14 protein-coding genes and 2 pseudogenes are annotated in these 17,477 nt (G+C 59.9%); 4 read left to right on the top strand and 12 right to left on the bottom strand.

Going from position 1 to position 17,477, the window contains the following annotated elements; genetic code table 11:
* Nucleotides 1–107 precede the first annotated feature (107 nt).
* The 3 genes from JQT59_RS13380 to JQT59_RS13370 all read right to left on the bottom strand — a co-directional run bounded on the left by JQT59_RS13380 (nt 108) and on the right by JQT59_RS13370 (nt 4,620).
* Complete coding sequence (locus tag JQT59_RS13380) at nt 108–1,304, bottom strand: sugar ABC transporter substrate-binding protein (RefSeq protein WP_213576534.1); 1,197 nt, start codon at nt 1,302–1,304, stop codon at nt 108–110.
* A gap of 1 nt (nt 1,305) precedes the next feature.
* Nucleotides 1,306–2,907, bottom strand: a complete 1,602-nt coding sequence (locus tag JQT59_RS13375; RefSeq protein WP_213576533.1) for a GMC family oxidoreductase — start codon at nt 2,905–2,907, stop codon at nt 1,306–1,308.
* A gap of 237 nt (nt 2,908–3,144) precedes the next feature.
* Complete coding sequence (locus JQT59_RS13370) at nt 3,145–4,620, bottom strand: aldehyde dehydrogenase family protein (RefSeq protein ID WP_249354398.1); 1,476 nt, start codon at nt 4,618–4,620, stop codon at nt 3,145–3,147.
* A gap of 478 nt (nt 4,621–5,098) precedes the next feature.
* Here JQT59_RS13370 and JQT59_RS13365 point away from each other — a divergent pair, with 478 nt between their 5' ends.
* The 3 genes and pseudogenes from JQT59_RS13365 to JQT59_RS13355 form a co-directional block, all read left to right on the top strand.
* On the top strand, nt 5,099–5,929 hold the full coding sequence (locus JQT59_RS13365; RefSeq protein WP_213576532.1) for a phytanoyl-CoA dioxygenase family protein: 831 nt from the start codon (nt 5,099–5,101) through the stop codon (nt 5,927–5,929).
* A 224-nt stretch (nt 5,930–6,153) separates the two neighbouring features.
* Nucleotides 6,154–6,717 carry a helix-turn-helix domain-containing protein gene (locus JQT59_RS38375; RefSeq protein WP_249354396.1) on the top strand — a complete coding sequence of 188 codons (564 nt, stop codon included), beginning with the start codon at nt 6,154–6,156 and terminating at the stop codon, nt 6,715–6,717.
* Between the two features lie 924 nt (nt 6,718–7,641).
* Nucleotides 7,642–7,945: pseudogene (locus JQT59_RS13355) on the top strand (transposase); the annotation flags it as partial.
* Between the two features lie 118 nt (nt 7,946–8,063).
* Here the strand turns inward: JQT59_RS13355 and JQT59_RS36960 are convergent.
* Nucleotides 8,064–8,243, bottom strand: a complete 180-nt coding sequence (locus JQT59_RS36960; protein WP_249354394.1) for a hypothetical protein — start codon at nt 8,241–8,243, stop codon at nt 8,064–8,066.
* A 105-nt stretch (nt 8,244–8,348) separates the two neighbouring features.
* Nucleotides 8,349–8,600 (bottom strand): hypothetical protein, encoded by a 252-nt coding sequence (locus JQT59_RS36955; protein ID WP_249354392.1) that lies wholly within the window; start codon nt 8,598–8,600, stop codon nt 8,349–8,351.
* An 87-nt stretch (nt 8,601–8,687) separates the two neighbouring features.
* Here JQT59_RS36955 and JQT59_RS36950 point away from each other — a divergent pair, with 87 nt between their 5' ends.
* Complete coding sequence (locus JQT59_RS36950; RefSeq protein ID WP_249354390.1) at nt 8,688–8,912, top strand: hypothetical protein; 225 nt, start codon at nt 8,688–8,690, stop codon at nt 8,910–8,912.
* A 307-nt stretch (nt 8,913–9,219) separates the two neighbouring features.
* Here the strand turns inward: JQT59_RS36950 and JQT59_RS13340 are convergent, their stop codons facing one another.
* The 7 genes and pseudogenes from JQT59_RS13340 to JQT59_RS13310 form a co-directional block, all read right to left on the bottom strand.
* Complete coding sequence (locus tag JQT59_RS13340) at nt 9,220–10,437, bottom strand: cytochrome P450 (RefSeq protein WP_213576531.1); 1,218 nt, start codon at nt 10,435–10,437, stop codon at nt 9,220–9,222.
* A gap of 368 nt (nt 10,438–10,805) precedes the next feature.
* Nucleotides 10,806–11,798, bottom strand: a complete 993-nt coding sequence (locus JQT59_RS13335; protein ID WP_213576530.1) for a bile acid:sodium symporter family protein — start codon at nt 11,796–11,798, stop codon at nt 10,806–10,808.
* A 97-nt stretch (nt 11,799–11,895) separates the two neighbouring features.
* Complete coding sequence (locus JQT59_RS13330; RefSeq protein ID WP_213576529.1) at nt 11,896–12,684, bottom strand: SDR family NAD(P)-dependent oxidoreductase; 789 nt, start codon at nt 12,682–12,684, stop codon at nt 11,896–11,898.
* A gap of 691 nt (nt 12,685–13,375) precedes the next feature.
* Nucleotides 13,376–14,066 (bottom strand): annotated as a pseudogene (locus tag JQT59_RS38370) (IS110 family transposase).
* Nucleotides 14,067–14,322: 256 nt separating this feature from the next.
* Entirely contained in the window at nt 14,323–15,408 is a 1,086-nt protein-coding gene (locus JQT59_RS13320; RefSeq protein WP_283254086.1) for an aldo/keto reductase, read from the bottom strand.
* A gap of 112 nt (nt 15,409–15,520) precedes the next feature.
* On the bottom strand, nt 15,521–16,711 hold the full coding sequence (locus JQT59_RS13315; protein WP_213576527.1) for an NAD(P)/FAD-dependent oxidoreductase: 1,191 nt from the start codon (nt 16,709–16,711) through the stop codon (nt 15,521–15,523).
* Complete coding sequence (locus tag JQT59_RS13310) at nt 16,708–16,926, bottom strand: ferredoxin (RefSeq protein ID WP_213576526.1); 219 nt, start codon at nt 16,924–16,926, stop codon at nt 16,708–16,710. Before JQT59_RS13310 ends, JQT59_RS13315 begins: the two co-directional genes overlap by 4 nt.
* Nucleotides 16,927–17,477 lie beyond the last annotated feature (551 nt).

The following is a 17,477-nucleotide window of genomic DNA, read 5'->3' as shown; positions in this document are numbered from 1 at the left end:
ATGTAGTACCCCTTCGCCACGACCAGGGCCCATGTTTTCTCGGCCCCAACGGTTTTGGGCCTTCGACGATCACCACGGCGGATAGGGGCTGTGGGACCACGAGGGTTTTATCGACTATCGATTCCCCAAAGCTTCTTGTAATCGTCACCGGTGGCGAGGTTGCCGAAGATCAGTGTCTGATTCTCGATCATGCTGTTGTCTGCGCTGAGACCCAATGACTCTGCCATCTCCGATGTCACCATCCTCGCCGGACCCTCCTCGATGACTGCAGCCTGGCCGCTGACCAGTCTCAATGCCTGATCGAACGTCGGCCAGGCCAGGCCGCCGACCGAGGTGCCGACGTCGGCCCTGATTTCACCGGACTTCAGCGGCTCAAACAGCGCCGACTCCAGATCATTCGAACTCACCTGGATTTCGCCACTGAGATCGATACGATTCATCGTCGGCAGGACCGGTACGACCATGCCACCCCAAGCTGGCATCAGGTAGTTCAGGTCCGGATTCTTCTGCACCAGACTGGTTGTGGCTGAGGCCAAGCCGGTTGCCCAGTTGGCGGAGGGCACGTTGGCCGTCACGAGCGAGCAGTCGTCGGTGCAGAGTTCATCGAACTCGGCTTGCATACCTTCCCTTAGGAACTTCGTCATTGGAAGATCATCCGATGAGATGAAGCCCAACTCGAGGTGGCCGTTCGTGTCGCAGATGGCCTTATCCATCCGCCATTTGCCGGCCTGCATGGTGTTCCAGGAGACTCGGCCGTCGACGCCTTCAGGTGCCTTTTCGTCGGGCTGCCCGTTCATCACATCGATGACCTTGATGCCGGCGGCCTGTGCCTTGAGCATCGGCTCCTTGACGAGGTCCGGTTGTACCGCGACGTTCACGATGACATCAGCGCCACGAGCGATCGCCTGGTTGAAGGCAGTCACCGCCGCGGGAATACTGCCCTTCGCATCGATCGTGACGACACTGGCCCCCAACAGCGCAGCCCCCTCCTCCATTTGCCTGGTGTACTCGGTGACGGTCCCCGTGTTGATGATGGGGATCACGTAAATCGACTTTCCCTCCAGCGCGGTACCATCGACCGCCCCTCCCGGCGCCTTGAACTGCACCTCAGCAGTACCTGCCTCGGCCCGGTCACAGGCGGTTTGGACCTGGGCCGACCGGGGACCGTCTGTCACCCCGTCAGAAGATGAGCTGCCACCCGAGGTGCACCCCGCGAAACCGAGGGTCAGCACAACAGCAGCAGCACAACCCGACAACTTCTTCGGTCCTGGCAAAAATCGGCGTCCTGACGTCTTAACCGCCATGTCAGTGGTCCTCGAGGATCATTCGGGAGGCGATATGGGCCATGGCCATGGTCGGGCCGTTGCAGTTACCCGACACCATCCGCGGAAACACCGAAGCATCGACAACGCGTAGACCATCGACGCCACGTACCCGCAACCGCGAGTCCACAACATCCTCGTCATTCGGGCCCATCGCACAGGTACCAAGCGTGTGATAACCAGCTCCCCCGTTCACGACTGCCTGGTAGAGGAACTCCTCCTCGGTATTGACCTGTTTACCAGGAGACTCCTCCGCGATGACCATGTCGGCCAACGGCCCGGTGGCAAGGAGCTCGCGAACCTTCGGCAAGATCTTGGCCGTCACATTCTGGTCATACTCACTTGTCAGGTAGTTCGGGTCAATAACCGGGGCATCTCCCTCATCGGGGCCCGAAATGTGAACCGATCCCTCACTTGTCGGCCGCAACGCCATACCGATAAACATCAGACCCGGCTCTTTCGCCACATGGACCTTACCGTCGGTCACATTGCCGGCCGCAGTCGACTGCGGCGCGATCAAACCTTGAAAATCGGGCCGGTCAAGCTCAGGCGACGATTTCGCGTACGCAATAACGTCGTAGCCGCCGACCGCCATTGTGCCATTCCGCTGGACAAGGTACTTGGCTCCAGTCAGGGCCTGTCGCGGCATCGATGACAGTAACTTGTTGTATCCAAGGCCCTTCTTCAGTTTCGCCTGTAGCGTTATCCCGCGGTGTTCCAACATCTTCTCGCCGACGTTCGGACTCTCAACCCGCATCTCCACACCGGCATTGGCCAAGACTTTTCCGTTGCCGATGCCCGATCGTTCCAACGCCATCGGGGTCTCCAATGCGCCCATAGCGAGGATGACTTCCTTGCTCGCCCGGAACTCGACCACCGACCCATTGCGCTTCGCTTTTACACCGACAACCCGAGTTCCGTTGAAGAGCAACTGGCCCACGGCGGTCTTTTCAAGCACCGTCAGGTTCGGCCGGCGTCGTACCGGCTTGAGAAAGGCGCGAGCGGAACTGACGCGGAAGCCATTCTTGATGGTGGAGGGCACGTAGCCGATCCGCTCGTTATCGCTCGAGTTGACATCCAAGCTGCGTTCCCAACCGAGACGCATACCCGATTCCATCATAGCCTCACATACAGGTTCCCTCTTGGTGGCCACCGAGACACCGAGTGGACCGCCTGCGCCGCGGAATTCGGACGCACCGAACTGGTGATCCTCGATCGTCTTGAACGCATCAAGGAACGCCGACCAATTCCAGCCAGGGTTGCCAGCCTCCTCGATCGCGTCGTAGTCCGGGGCCCAGCCGCGGTTGTAGATCATGCCGTTAATCGAACTCGACCCGCCAATCATCCGCCCGCGTGCCCAACTATCCACGGCTCCGGTCGGACCGAAAGGACGCGTCTCGAAGTGCTTTGAGTAACGCTCGTCCTGCATTGTGAAGAAGAACCCCTTCGGGATCAGTACGAGCGGACTTCTGTCCGATCCTCCTGCCTCGAGAAGTAACACCTTGGTCTGTGAATTTTCCGAGAGCTGGTTGGCCAGGACACACCCTGCCGAACCCGCTCCTACGATGATGTAGTCGTACTCCATGCGACAAAAGCCTTTCTGAACCAAACTACTAACGCGACAGACGTCTCAGGGCCCGAGGCCCGAGGCCAGATATCAGAATCAGCCAACGCCTGCACGATCGGAGTGTTTGCGATACGTGGAGCGGGCCGACCCGAGGACGTGCCCACCGTGCTTGTGGTCGACCTTGCACTGTTCGAACAGAATTTTTCCGTGGCCCACATCAGGACCATGCAAAATCGAATCTGCTCAAGTCTTCACCTACTGACCTGCTGGTAGCACGATCTGCTTGACGTTGGTGAGTTCAAGCAATCCTTCGGCACCACCCACACGCCCATACCCGGATGCCTTGACGCCGCCGTAGGGGGCCGTCAGGCAAGGAGAGGACCCATTGATGGCGAAGGCACCGACCTGCACACGCCCCGCGACATCCCACGCCACCGCATCGTCGTTGGTGAAGATCGCGGAAAGGAGGCCGTACGGCGTGTTGTTCGTGATACGCACAGCATCATCAATGTCTCTGTACCGCATGACGGAGAAGACTGGGCCAAAAATCTCGGTCTGAGCGACTTCCATGTCCTCGGTTACGTTTGTCAGCAGCGTCGGTTCCAAGTAGAAGCCGCCTTTGAATGCGGCCGGCCGACGCCCTCCGGTAGCGACCACAGCTCCCTGTTCGACTGCCCGCTTGATGAAGCCCTCCGATCGATCCCGGATTCGGGCACTCGGCATTGGCCCGTAGGAGATCTCAGGGTTCAGTGGGTCGCCGATCTCAATGGCTTCCAACCCTTTGATGAGCCGCTCGACCAGCTCGTCGTGACGCTCGTCCGACACCAGAATCCGAGTCAAGGCCACGCACTGCTGGCCTTGGTAAGTGGCCATACCGCCGAGCAGCAATGGAACCGCCTGGTCTAGCGGAATATCGTCGGCTACGATCGCGGCCGACTTGCCTCCCAGCTCGAGCGTGACCCTCGCCAGGCGCTGTGCGGAGACTGCTGCGACGTCGGCGCCGATCTCGGTGCCACCGGTGAAGTGGACAAGAGAGATATCCTTGTGTGCCACAAGATGTTTACTGACTTCTGTTCCGGCAGTCATGACTGACACCAGCCCATCCGGCAGGCCTGCCTCCTCGACCGCGCTCGCCAGGAAATGCCCAATCATTCGGTTTTCGGGCGGAAGCTTCACGATCACGGGATTACCGACAAGAAGTGCTGGGATGGCCGTGAATGCGAACTCGATGAGCGGTCCGTTGTAGGTCAGAATTCCCAGCATGACTCCGACCGGCTCATGGCGGATCTCTACCTCGCCGAGGGCGGTCGTCCGCCGCTCGCGAAGTTTCACCGTTTTCGCGATGTTGATCGCGTCGTCGATGAGGACCATGATCGCCTCACCAAACGCCGACCCCGTCGATACCGGCATCCCTGCCTCCAAGGCCCAAGCCCGGGTAATATCCGGCAACCGAGCTTCGATCGCCCTGCGCAGCAGGAGCACGCTCTCAATCCGCTCATCGACCGACATCCTGGGCCATGGTCCGCTCTCAAAAGCTGCGCGGGCCCGTGCTACCGCAAGATCGGCATCCGCCACTGACGGTTCCGGCAGCGAGCTCAGCACTTCCCCGTTGGCCGAATTAAGGACGTCCACCGACTCGCTCGATTGTGGCACTTCCCACCGTCCCCCGATGAAGAGATGGTTCGGGTGCGGAATTTCGATCTCGATGTTCGACAGAACTTTTGCGCTCATCTGCGGTGCCTCACTTGTCACGTTGTACTTTCACTCGCTTCTCGTGAACGGTGTCACAGAGGCCGCGCGCTGTCGCTGTGATCACACACAAATTCCGCAGTACAAATAGTGAGCTGCCCGTGCAATCTCAGGCTGGGCCTTGTGGACGGTAAGTGTGAGGCACGGGCGTGTGCGACGGTGCTATCGCGAGCCCCTGTTGCCCGGCGGCGTCACACCCGGCTCCAATCGACCTGGACAATGTGGCGCGTTTCGGCCACTTAGCCGACAGGGAAATGTGAGAACGTCGAACATTTGGCGCCTACCTTGTAGAACCGAACATGGCTTTGACACATCTCGAGCGACAAGATGGGTGGCGTAGGTTACTGTGAAGCGGTGGCGCTGGTCCGCCACTCTCCAGTGGTATCTACATCGGTCCTTCGAATCCAAGCAAAAAGTTGGAAAAGCTAGGTCGTCGTTACCTACCGAATGGAGTGAAATCATGACTGAAGTCCTATCGCCCGATAACTCGACAGAAATTGCGGAACTCGCCGAGAACTACGAGCTTCCTACGGGCACTGTCGAACACCTGCGCACCCATAGTTGGGCGCCGCTCCCCGGTCTGCTCAGCGCTGCTGCCGTCGCGACAATCCATGACCAGGTCGAAAAGTACGCGGCACCCGTCCAACCGTCGGAGACTGAGAAGTGGATGACATCGGATGAGTACGCGCGAGTGCTGCGGAGCCACGACGGCATGGCCTGGACCGACGATTGGTTCCGGGACCTGGCGCTGTCCCCCCGACTGTCCAATCTGGCACTGGACCTGCTGGATCGATCCGAAGGCCTGTTCATTCACGACATGACCTTCACCAAGCCCGGCAACGAGGGGGGGCCGACGCCCTTCCACCAGGACTTCCCATTCTGGCCTTTCGATCGTCAAGGTGCCTTCACCATCTGGATCGCGCTGACCGATCTGACCCCCGACATGGGAATTCTGCAGTTCATGCCAGGATCACACGCGGAAGGTCCCCTGGGACGATTTAGTCGCGCTCCCGGTGACGACATCCGCAAGACCTACACTGACCTTGAAGAGAAGTACGGTTTCGCAGGTGGAACTGCGCTCAAGGCCGGCGATGCTACGGTCCATTATGACCTGACCGTTCATGGGGCAAATCAGAACAGCACGCCCGATCCACGGGCCGCCTACACTCTGCGTTACATGCCAACAGATGTTGTATACACCGGTGCACCGCATCGGCATTTCGACAAATTTCGTCTGGTCCCCGGGGAGCTGTTCGCGGACTCACCGCATGTGCCCCATATCAGCCGCTGATCGACCAGATCCGACGCGAAGGCGAAAGTCGCATACGGGCTATGTCAGATCCACGGGCGAGGGCGGGTGCCGTTAAGACTTATCCTGCTCGCTCTCGCCCGCGGGCCGGTGAGGCGGCGTGAGCAGTAAGACTAGTGCCGCGCCCGTGAAGGTTCGCCCTGTTGTCACCCGACACGCCGGCAGTTTGCCGAGACTGCGGGAGGCGTGTGAGTCACGCTGTGCTGGTGGCAGAACGCGTGCGGGTCCGAGACATCGATGACGACGAAGGAAGACAGCTGCTGCGGATCGTGCGTCGCGGGAGCGGGTCGGTGGTGACCTGGCGGCGAGCGCAGATGATCTTGCTGTCCGCGCAGGGCATGCCGGTGAGCAGAATTGCCGAGGTCACCTTCACCAGCGCCGACCGGGTCAGGGACGTTATCCACAACTTCAACACGGACGGTTTCGCCGCACTGTACCCGAAATACAAAGGCGGCCGCCCGAAGACGTTCACTCTGCCCGAACGCCGGGGGATCAAGAAGATCGCCAAGTCCACCCCGACCGAGCACGACCTGCCGTTCTCGACCTGGAGCCTGTCCAAGCTGGCGGACTTCCTGGTCGCGGAGGGGGTGGTCGACGACATCAGCCATGAGGGCCTTCGGGTTCTGCTCCGAGAGGAGGGCGTGTCGTTTCAAAAGGTGAAGACATGGAAGGCGTCCCGGGACCCGGATTACGCGGTGAAGAAGGCCCGCGTCGAGCACCTGTACGCGATCGCCGACCGAGAGGTCGTTCCCGAACCCGGTGAGCCGTAGGTGGTGTTCTGCCTCGACGAATTCGGCCCCTTGAACCTGCAACCGCACCCGGGCCGGCAGTGGGCCGAACGCGGCGGCAAGCACAAAGATCCGGCGGCAGCCGCGGCGCCGACGGCGCGCCACGTTCAACCGCTCGCACGGTGTGCGGCACTTGTTTGCGGCCTATGATCTGGCCACGGACAGGCTCTACGGGCATGTCAAGAACCCAAAACCCGCACCCAGTTCCTCACCTTCTGCCGATATCTGCGCAGTCTCTACCCGATCGGTGTGCGCCTGGCGATCGTATGTGACAACTTCTCGCCACACCTGACCACGAAGAAGTGCCGTCGCGTCGCCGACTGGGCGAAGGCGAACATCGTCGAGATCGTCGACACGCCGACGAATAGTTCGTGGGTTGAACCGGATCGAGGCGCAGTTCACCGCACTGCGCTACTTCACGCTCGACGGCGCCGACCATGCCTCTCATCGCGAGCAGTCCAGCATGATCCGCCGCTACATCATCTGGTGAACAAGCACGCCGCCGACGAACGACTACGCGAGATCGTCGATAAGGCAAACGTTGCCTGATGCGGCACTAGGTAGCGGTGTTGCAAACCGGGAAAGTAGACGTTGAGGTACATCCGTTCGATGCATTCAACCTCGAAGAGCGTGTGCGTAGTCAGCACGTCGGCGACCCTGCGCGGTATGGTCATGATGACCTCCGGACGTTCGGGCGGCCAGTAGCCCAACCAACCGCTACGACGGTTCATACACCCGATCAACGACGTCGACCAGGGTCAACACCCGACCGGCCGGGCCCCCGACGGCGGCCCGGCCGCTACACGACTCGTCGGGCTAGGACGCAGCCGCGGTAGTACTCCAACGACACTTACGGGACGTGTCCACGAGTTAGGGAATGGCAGTCAGATTTGGAAAGTACGGGTCACGTTCGACGGCCCGGTGTTTGAGGCTGCGAGTTGTGCTGTGTGCGGCACCGGTTTGGGTGAACACTCTTCAGGATCGCGTCAACAGCGGCACGGGTACCGGCACCGCGACTTCGATACTTCGATACCCGTGCCGGCACACTCGACCTTGCGATCTCGAAGCTGCTTGAGGGCTCGTATTTTCCGGTGCTTTAGGGCTCGTATTTTCCGGATTGGCTGCAGCGCCGCGAGCGTGCCGATGGGCCCTGACGGTGGTGGCCACCTGCCACCCGCTTGGTGTCTCGACCCGGCGGATGGAGAAACTCCGTCAGATCTGGTCCAACAATTCCCGATTGGTTAGCCGGCCCTTGGGCGAACCAATCCTGTCCGCCGCGTGAGGTCCGGGGCCGATGGCCGGATCGGGCGCATGCTGAAGGTGGCGGCTCAATCGGAGAGGGGCAGATGATGGCCGTTCGGGTGCACGCAGTGGACGACGGTCATGTTGATGAGGTAGTCCGCGAACGGCAGCAGATCTTTGATCAGTGATTCGACGGATTTTGGGCGAAACGCAACGACTCGGACGGTGACATTCCCCAACAACGTCTCGCGGCTGGCGTCCGCCATCGGAACGTCGGCGAACGGTTGGGCGTAGCTGCGGGCCCCGACGCGGCGCCGTGGTGGAAAATCGGCGACGATGTCGCTAGTGATGCCGCTGACGAGTCCGCCATACTAGGCGAGCAGCACCGCCAGGCACTCGCCGAGAACGGTCTCGGCCCACGACGGTACCGAGCCCAATGCCAGTCCAGCCGTCCGGGACGCGGCGGACCCGAGCGGGTCGCGGGCCTCGATGTCACTCCCGAGCCCCGTGAGGTTCTTGACGGCGGCGAACTCGAGGTCCAGTCGCAGCTCGGCTCGACCGATGACGTGACACAACAGGGGCCAAGACCCGGTGTTGGGGCTGGACCGGGGAGCAGGCACCATCGCGCTGGCTGGTCTTCGCCGCCGACGTCCCTAAGCTCGACTAACCATTGCCGCGCGCCCCTCGCACCCGACGTCGACACCGCGGTGATGGACGCTGTTGCCGAGTTGAAGGATCCGTTCGCCCGCCTCGGGTTGACGTTGCTCCGCGCGGCGCGGTTGCGCGTCGGGGAACTGCTCGATCTGGAGTTCGGCAGCGTCGCCGACTACAGCCGCCCGGGCCGGGAGCTGGTTGCGTCCGATGCCGAGTTGCCGGCACGCCTCGATGCTGCACTCGGACAACGCGGGCGAGCCTGTCCCGCAGATACTCAATAGCTGGGCATTGCGCACAGGCTTCGTCGTCCGCGATGCCGAGTAAGCTACCCGCCTTCCCGGTGCGCCACGATAGTCAGAGCCAGCCGCGAGTGGCCGCGTCCCGACGCAACTCTATTGTCAGAAGCATCTCAGACGCACAGGGTCAGCTTACTTCGTATGCTGCGTCATCAATATGCTCGCGCGGCACGTCATACGAATGTTCATCGATTGTATGTGCGCGCGCCTCCAGGTAAAGCTCGTCACGATCGTTTGCCTCCGAGATCGCACCGCACGCTGGGCATATCACCTCGAGCAAGTAGCTCTCCTGTCATTGCTGTGCTGGTAGGTGGACTGGCAGCTTCACCGGTCCTCGGATCATCGCATTCAGACCGTAGTCCACATCGTTCACTTCCCAGTCCGGCACCTCGTCTAGGAAACGATTGAGGACCGTCTCGATCTCTAAGCGTGCGAGGTTCATACCCAGGCACGCATGCGGACCAATTCCGAAGCCCAGATGTGATTGTGAGACACGATGGATGTCGAACACCGACGGTGCATCCCAGCGTTCAGGATCGCGGTTGCCCAAGCCCTGCAGCGCCATAACCGTCGCTCCCTGCGGTAGGACCACGCCGGCAAGCTCCGCTTCCTCTGCCTTGACAAAGCGAATGTTCCAGACCTTCACGCTCGTCCAGCGGTGTACCTCCTCGACAGCCTGCGGAATGAGGCTACGGTCCTTACGTATTTTCTCTTTCTGCTCTGGATGAAGTGCGAGTGCAACGAGGCAATGTCCCATGAGCTTAGAAGTGGTTTCGTTGCCAGCGAAGATCAGCTGCGTATTCGCAGCAACCCTTTCCGCTTCTGACATCTCCACCTCGGTCACAACCATCTTGCTCACAAGATCGTCGCCGGGGTTCCGTCTCCGCTCCTCGATAACGGTCGCAACGAACTGATTCATCTTGCCGGTTGCCGCCATGCCCATCTCGATTAGTTTTCGACCTCGCGCAGTGGGGTCGTCCCGCCCCTCCATGATCCCGCCCATGTCATCGGTCCAGGTGATGAATTCGGGAACGTTCGCGCTGGGGACGGCCATCAGTTCGGCGATCACACGAGTGGGGATAGGGCGAGTGATCCTAGGAACTACATCGACGACCTCTCCGGCTTTCAACTGCTCGAACACGGAATCGGTTTGCGCGGTCACGATCTCGTTGACGAAGTCCGCGTATTCCGAGACCCGCTTGCGCATGAAGTCGCGGGCCCAGATGCCACGGAAATCCGCGTGTTGCTTTCCTTCCATCGCGGTAAAGGGCGGACCACCGAAGAGCCTGCCGATCTGTTCGTGGTCCGAAGCAAACAGCCGGCCTTGCCCCATCGCGCGTGCGCAATCACGATAGCTGGTTATCAGATAACTGCCCAGCCTTTCATGCCGCACGATTCGCCCGGTTTCCCGAATTTTTTCCAGAGTCGGGTACGGATCTCGAACGAAGTCGGGATCGTAAAAATCAACGTCGATGGTCGGAAGGTCATTCAACGTCATTGCGATGGTCATGGTTTCGTACCTCTACTCGATTGGGTTCCTGTCTGGCATCTAGCAAACGTCATATTCGGCTCTCAACGGGAGGAGCCGTCATACCCGGTGGTCACCATCCCGGTGTTATGACCGCTACCACATCATCCTGGTTTCCAATCTAACTGTGCACCATATGGTTCTTCACAATTCCAACCGTCTCGTTCGTGGCGTCGACAACAAGAATTCGATACACGGGCCGACTCGGGATACGGATAGCGCATGTCACGATGTTTCCTCCGACCAGTTCGGGCTCCCTAGCCGACCGCTACGTCCGGCGCACTAGCCGATCTCGTGATGCCACGCCCGTTTTGCGCTGGAGAGCCTGAAACGAGGCAGGGGCAAACCAGTCAATCTCGGGTTAGCTCAGGTTCGTCATTCGTCACGACAGAGGCGTCTGTGGTCGGGGCCTCCTCTTCGATGGTGCGAGCGGCCCAGAAGCGCGCGAGTGTAGATCCGGTAAATACGTGAACCGCTCCGGACACAGCACTTGGCAACACAGCTATCGGATCAAAGTACGTTTGTGCCAGGACTATAGCGACGCCACCGTTCTGCATGCCGGTTTCCAAGGTGACTGCGCGGGTCGCTCCCTCAGTTCGACGAGTAAAGCGACTGATTAAGTATCCAAGTGTGAAACCACCTAAGTTGTGCATAAGTACTGCTGCGATGATGATGAAACCGCTCGCCAAAAAGGCTGATTGTCCAGCAGCGAAGTTGGCACTGCAGATGAAGACCAATGCAATACCCGAAGCCGGCCCCACGAACGGGATGATGTGCTCACACAGTCGCGGTAAGAAGGTCTTCATCAACAGACCGACGGCTATGGGCGCCACCACCATCTTCGCGATATCGAGTGCCATTGAAGACGCAGAGATCGACACGAGCTCGCCGATGAGGAATTGCACAAGGAGCGGTGTCAACAAGATTGAAGCAAATGTCGACACGAGCCCTAATGATACAGCGAGTGTCAGGTCACCCTTTGCCAGGTAGACCATGACGTTGGATGCCGAGCCGCTCGCCACACATCCCAAGAGCACCAGGCCGATCGTGAGCTCTGGCCCGAGGTTTAGCAGCCAGGCCACCCCGTAGGCGAGTAGCGGCATCACTGTATAGTGACAGGCGGTCCCTATCAGGATTGAAACCGGCTTCTTGGCAATACTCGTGATGTCTTTTGGTGTGAGGGTGATCCCCATCAGCAGCATCAATCCCATCACCACATAAAGCGAGTAGGGCGACCCTCCAGCGAGGCTATCTGGTATCCAGAGTGCGATTCCTAGCCCAATCAGTATCCATATCGGAAGATACTTGGTAATGAGATTTCCGATTGCGCCGACTGCGTTCATGGTCGTGTCTCTTTCGCGATGCTGTTCTTCTAGAACTCTGACTTAGCGGGGAGGTGTGTACTACGTAAAGCATTAATGGCCTCAACGGGAACTTCGGTTAGTCCGCATCGCTGACGCGCTCGACATTGTAAGTTGTAGCGTTTAGTCCACCGTCAACCGGGAGATCGATTCCGGTCACAAATCCGCTTTCGTCTGAAATCAGCCACTTCACTGCCTGCCCAATGTCCCGTGGCTTCCCCATATGGCCCATCGGTAGCCGGGCGACATATGCATCCCAGTCCATTCCCGCAAAATCCGGGTTCACTACGCTCATCGGTGTTTCGATCGGTCCGGGGCAGACTGTATTAACCCTGATGCCGCGTGCGCCCAGCTCCACAGCTGCGACTTTTGTCAGACCACGTACGGCGAATTTCGATGAAGCGTAACCGGCGAAGTTGGCGCCGGCCTTCAGCCCGCGTATCGAAGAGATATTGACCACCGACCCAGTTTCCGGCCCGGGCATCGCGTCTCTTGCCCGCAGGAATGACTGGATCCCGAGCAGCGGCCCGTACACGTTGACTTGCATCATCCGGTCGAAGGATGAGACTGCGATCTTGTCGATCGGGTCCATCAGCAGCAAGCCGGCGTTGTTGACGAGAGCGTCGGGTCGACGGCCGGTGCTGACCAGCCACTCAGTGAGAGCGTCCCACTGGTCGGGTACGGCGACATCGAGCGCATGGCCATATGCAGCGTCACCAAGAGCGTCGGCCGCTTCCATCACATCGCCTTCGAGGCGGTCTGTCAGAATTACCGTCGCACCGGCTTCGATGCAGGCACGTCCGGTTTCCAAGCCCATTCCGCGGGCTGCGCCAGTGATAATTACGATCTTGTTCTCGAGCATTGGCATACGGCGTCCTATTGTTTGGTTTGGGAGCTGAGCGCTAGCAGGACCGGGACATCGGCGCCTTCTAGTTCATATTCCACATCGACGTTGATTGCTGAGTTAGCGACTACCATAGGCTGCAGAGGTCCGGCCGGCTACTTCGGGTCTGTGACGGGCACCACTTCAGTCTTCTCCTTGTGTGCAGTAATGGCCGTGTGGGTTGTCACAATTTCGACCGAAGTATCAGGGTCCACGCACATCAGTGCGTATCCGACGGTGGCCGGTTCGGCTAGCTACCGGCTGGAGGCCAGGGACCTGTTTGTCATCCCTGTAGGAGCGGCACCTGTCAATGCTTGCGATTTGGCGTTTCGGCCTTCTATTTGGGCGGCGCAGAGTGAAGGTCAGGGTCAATGCGGAGCGCCCGGAGCGTAGCGAGGACGAACGGCGTTCACGATGACCCGAGCCGGCGCAGACTCAGTGGGGGCGATCGAGGCCAGCGCACGCGGGTGGCCATGTGGGGTTGAGGGTTTGCTTCTCCAACTGACGATGCATGGGTGTGGGTAGGCCGGGGTTCTCGGCTACCGGTTATCCCTTCGCCCGGCGATGCGGGCATGGAGCGTGCGGTGGCAACACGCGAGGTCAATCAAGCGTACGACCACGCCGTTGGTACGGGGATCATGACAAACAGCGGCCACGCGCGTGTTGCGTCCCGTGCTCACGCCGCCCGATCCCGGGTCAGCGCGCGGATGTGGCCGTCGCGGAGCCCGTAGTAGACGAGCGTGAGCAGCTTGCGGGCCGCGGCGACCTTGGCGATGTTCTTGCCGCGGCGGGCCTCGATGCGATCTTTGTCGGCGGAGATTTTCGCCGTCGTGGGATGTCGTTGGACGGCCTCGACCCGCGGCCACCGCACCAGCTTGGAGCCCTGCTTCGTAATATGCCCCGGCCTTGGCGAGCACGGCGTGCACCTGTGCCTCGAGCCCGGAGCGCAGTGCGACCAGCTTCGCCCTGTAGCGCACCAGTTCGCGGAGTTCACGCACCGGTGGCGGGGCGATCCAAGCTTCCGGTAGTCGGTTCATCCGCAGCAGGTCCGCCAGGTCACCGGCGTCACGCACGTCGTTCTTCACCCGTCGGTACCGAAATCCTTTGACACCCAATGGGTGTGCGAGGTGGACCGTGGCGCCTGCCGCTTCGAGTGCGTCGACGGCCCAGTACCAGCCGTACGTCGCCTCGAGCACTACCTCCTGGTTCGGGCCAGCCTTCTCGATCTGCGATCTTTGGCGCCACCGGATCGTTGACGATCCGTACCGCCGACAATTGTTCACCCTCCGCCGTCTGGGGGACGACGATCACCACCGTTGCCGGTGCAGATCGATCCCGACGACCTGCTTTCCGTCATACTCGCTCATAGGGGCCTCCTCTATCGTGTTGAAGTGATACCCCCGACATTCGCCGGGACCCACGAGAGCGGGGAGGCCCCGCTCCTACATCGCATCAAGCGATCGCCGTGCAGCGCCACCGGGTAAGACAAGACTCCGAGTGGTGAGAGCTTATTCTGGGAGCTCACCGATCTCGGAGGTCTTCATTCCTTACTGCAATGTTCAGTTGCCTGACCTGACAGATGCCGCCCGTCCGGGCGTGGTCACATAATCAGATTGTGAATCATCATGCCTGAGCCGCGAGCCGCTGCGCGCGTCGTCCGGGACTTTCTTTTCCTGCCATGACTCTTCCGTCATGTCCACGGCGACGGTCCTCGGTGTGAATACGATTGTGCCACTGTGGATATGGGAGTTTCGGCTCCGACACTGCATCAAGTCGGGTAATCTCTTCCGTGGTCAATTCCCAGCTTGCTGCGCCGAGGTTGTCCAGCAATTGTTCCTTGGTCCTCGCGCCGACGATCACGCTGCTCACCGTAGGTCGTGAGACTACCCAGTTGAGAGCAACCTGGGCTACTGAGCAACCCCGATCATTAGCAATATCGGTAGCAACATCGACAATGTCGAGTATCACGTCATCGTCCACCGGAACGGTATCGCCGAACCCGCGTGAGCGCCTCGTGTTTTCGGGATTCTGCTCATCGCGCCGGAACTTTCCGGAGAGCAGGCCGCCTGACAAGGGACTCCAGATTGTATGGCCTACTCCAGCGTCAAGTGCGCTGGGAACCAGATCGCTCTCGATGTCGCGACACGCAAGCGAGTAATGGACCTGGTGGCAAATGAATCGTTCCCATCCTTTTGCGGCAGAGATTCCAGCCGCTTTAGTCACCATCCAGGCCGGGAAGTTCGATAATCCGAGATAGCGAACCTTGCCGGCTCGCACGAGATCATCGAGCGCGCGCATAGTCTCTTCAAGGGGAGTCGCGGGGTCGATGTTGTGCAGGTACAAGATATCGATATGCTCGGTTCCGAGTCGTCGAAGGCTTGCTTCGCATGCTTGGATCACGTGGTGTCGTGAGAGCCCAGCATCGTTTGGTCCCGACGCCATAGGATATCGAAGCTTGGTAGCGATCAGCACCTCCGAACGCCGGCTGCCAAGTGCCTGTCCAAGCGTCTGCTCGGACTGGCCGGAGGAGTAGAAGTCCGCAGTGTCAAAAAGGTTGACTCCCGCATCGATCGCAGCCCGCGCGATATCGGTCGCCTCCGCTAGTTGTTGCACCCCAATCTTGCCGAAGTAGGGATCGGTGCCACCAAACGTCATGGTCCCGAAGCTGAGAGCGGAAACTTGCAAGCCTGATGAGCCTAGGAAGTTCATTCGCATGATTACTGGACGACCATTCTTTTTCTAGAAAAGACTCGTACACCAACGTTAATTCCCGGTGATAGCCGGAAACGTTGGTTCGCTAAAAGAACGACTCTTACTGCGTTTACCCACGCGACGCTTTTAGCAACAGCTGACGGTATCGGCTTACCTCACGTGGGGCGTTCCAGCCGAGCACTGCAGATAATTCATCACCTTCATGAAACAGAATCGCTGACGAGTCCCGTTGATGGGAGTCCAGGTCAACCGGGGTCCCTGAAACTTCTGGAGGAATGAGACCTGCAACCTGGATTCGCACACCGAAATGATCCGTCCAGAAGAACGGTACGGGCCGGTAGGGCTCAGGATTGCCCATGATAGCTCCGGCGACAGCACGTGCTTGCTCGGTTGCGTTTGTTCGGTGCTCGAGCCGGACATGGCTCTCGCGACGGTCGTCCCACCAACACGCCACGTCTCCAACCGCCCACACGCCCAGCGCTGCTCGAGAATGCGAATCGCATATGACACCGTTATTCAGTTTGATGTCGGTGCCCTCGAGCCATTCGGTCTGCGGAATAGATCCAATGGCAACCAGAACCTCGTCGGCATCAATCGTCGATTCGTCACTCAGCTGGAGCGTCCACGTCTCGGACGACGTATCCCACTGGCCGTCGACGACAGTCGTCCCGGTTCGAAGCTCCACATCTCGATCTCGGTGTAATGCCAGTAGTCGAGACGAGGTCTCCATTCCTACACGGTTCGCCAGTGGATGCAGCGCCGGCTCGATCACGGTAACTTGGGCCCCGAGGGCCCTTGCGGTGGCGGCGGTCTCGAGGCCGAGGAAGCCGCCGCCGATGACGACGAGCCGGGTACCCTCCCGAAGAGCCTTACGCAGCCTGTCCGCGTCGGCAAGGGTACGCAGGACGTGCGGTTCCCCACCCCTCAAAGCGTTCAGACGCCGTGGCCGGACGCCAGTCGCAATCACCAGCGCATCAAACCCATGTTCCCGACCCATTTCGTCATTAACGTGCCGGCCTTCAAGGTCCAGTGAGACAACTCGCGCGCCCAGGACGAGGTCCAGGTCAAGTTTGTCCACCTGGCCCGGCTTCATCAGCGACAGTTGATCGGAGCCCCAATCCCCAGAAAGGAACTGCTTCGACAGCGGCGGCCTGTCGTAGGGTTCCGCATCCTCGTCGCCGATCATCTTCAGCCGCCCTGAATAGCCCTGGCGCCGCAACTGTGTCGCCGTTGCCAGTCCGGACGCAGACGCTCCAACGATGACAATCGACTCTGGGGACTGCCCTACTGGCACGGTCATTGGCCGGTAACCTCGATTACGGCGGACGGGCAAGCGTCGGCGGCGTCCTCTACCGATTCTGCCAAGTCCGGAGACAAGCCGCCCTCGAGCAGAACAACGATGCCGTCGTCGTCCTGAGCGAACACTTCGGGGCACTCCAAAACACAAGCACCGCAGGCCGTGCACTTGTCGAGATCAACGGTGACCGTGAGGTCGCCACTTGCCAACTTTTCCATTCTAGATGGGATTGTCATTGTCTTAGACCGGCCTTCCGTCCAGGGTGTGGATTGGTCAGTGTGATCGTCATATGGCTGGAACCCCTACTTCGCCCCAATTAGCGCTGACCGCGTTGTGCGACCATGGCTCATGCGTGGCTGCATCTATCGATGTGATCGACCGGCTGTAACACTGTGACCGGTACCACCCCAGTTTGGCTACCTCGGTTACAGTTGGCCATGGGAATCCTCACAATTTCACCGTCGTCAGCCGTGGCGTATGCACAATGTCTCGTGGGGCGTCGCGGAGTGTGATTCACGCGAGGCGGACAGCGGAGTCGAAGATTTTGGACTCGTGACGATCCGAATTGGCAGCAGCGTCTCAGCTATGGGCCCCCTGCCTGCACGCGCACGTTTTCAAGCTCCGCAGGGCGAGGGGCACCGCCAAAAGTCGGTCACGCGCCCGACAGCCTGAGATCTGCACCGTCGTAAACGCTGCGGTATCCATTGATCGGAGTTCGGGTCCACGTCCGCCAGCAGATTCCCGATCAGAACGATCCTGATGTATAGCC

It is taken from the genome of Rhodococcus sp. USK13, from assembly GCF_018343855.1.
GTDB lineage: Bacteria > Actinomycetota > Actinomycetes > Mycobacteriales > Mycobacteriaceae > Rhodococcus_F > Rhodococcus_F oxybenzonivorans.
The sequence above is the reverse complement of the archived record's forward strand: the minus strand, read 5'-3'. Positions and strand labels throughout refer to the sequence as shown.

Bases quoted from the DNA above. Each gene is read 5' to 3' on its own strand.
- JQT59_RS13380 (WP_213576534.1), bottom strand. From the start codon at position 1,304: ATGGCGGTTAAGACGTCAGGACGCCGATTTTTGCCAGGACCGAAGAAG.
- JQT59_RS13375 (WP_213576533.1), bottom strand. From the start codon at position 2,907: ATGGAGTACGACTACATCATCGTAGGAGCGGGTTCGGCAGGGTGTGTC.
- JQT59_RS13370 (WP_249354398.1), bottom strand. From the start codon at position 4,620: ATGAGCGCAAAAGTTCTGTCGAACATCGAGATCGAAATTCCGCACCCG.
- JQT59_RS13365 (WP_213576532.1), top strand. From the start codon at position 5,099: ATGACTGAAGTCCTATCGCCCGATAACTCGACAGAAATTGCGGAACTC.
- JQT59_RS36960 (WP_249354394.1), bottom strand. From the start codon at position 8,243: ATGGCGGACGCCAGCCGCGAGACGTTGTTGGGGAATGTCACCGTCCGA.
- JQT59_RS36955 (WP_249354392.1), bottom strand. From the start codon at position 8,600: ATGGTGCCTGCTCCCCGGTCCAGCCCCAACACCGGGTCTTGGCCCCTG.
- JQT59_RS36950 (WP_249354390.1), top strand. From the start codon at position 8,688: ATGGACGCTGTTGCCGAGTTGAAGGATCCGTTCGCCCGCCTCGGGTTG.
- JQT59_RS13340 (WP_213576531.1), bottom strand. From the start codon at position 10,437: ATGACCATCGCAATGACGTTGAATGACCTTCCGACCATCGACGTTGAT.
- JQT59_RS13335 (WP_213576530.1), bottom strand. From the start codon at position 11,798: ATGAACGCAGTCGGCGCAATCGGAAATCTCATTACCAAGTATCTTCCG.
- JQT59_RS13330 (WP_213576529.1), bottom strand. From the start codon at position 12,684: ATGCCAATGCTCGAGAACAAGATCGTAATTATCACTGGCGCAGCCCGC.
- JQT59_RS13320 (WP_283254086.1), bottom strand. From the start codon at position 15,408: ATGAACTTCCTAGGCTCATCAGGCTTGCAAGTTTCCGCTCTCAGCTTC.
- JQT59_RS13315 (WP_213576527.1), bottom strand. From the start codon at position 16,711: ATGACCGTGCCAGTAGGGCAGTCCCCAGAGTCGATTGTCATCGTTGGA.
- JQT59_RS13310 (WP_213576526.1), bottom strand. From the start codon at position 16,926: ATGGAAAAGTTGGCAAGTGGCGACCTCACGGTCACCGTTGATCTCGAC.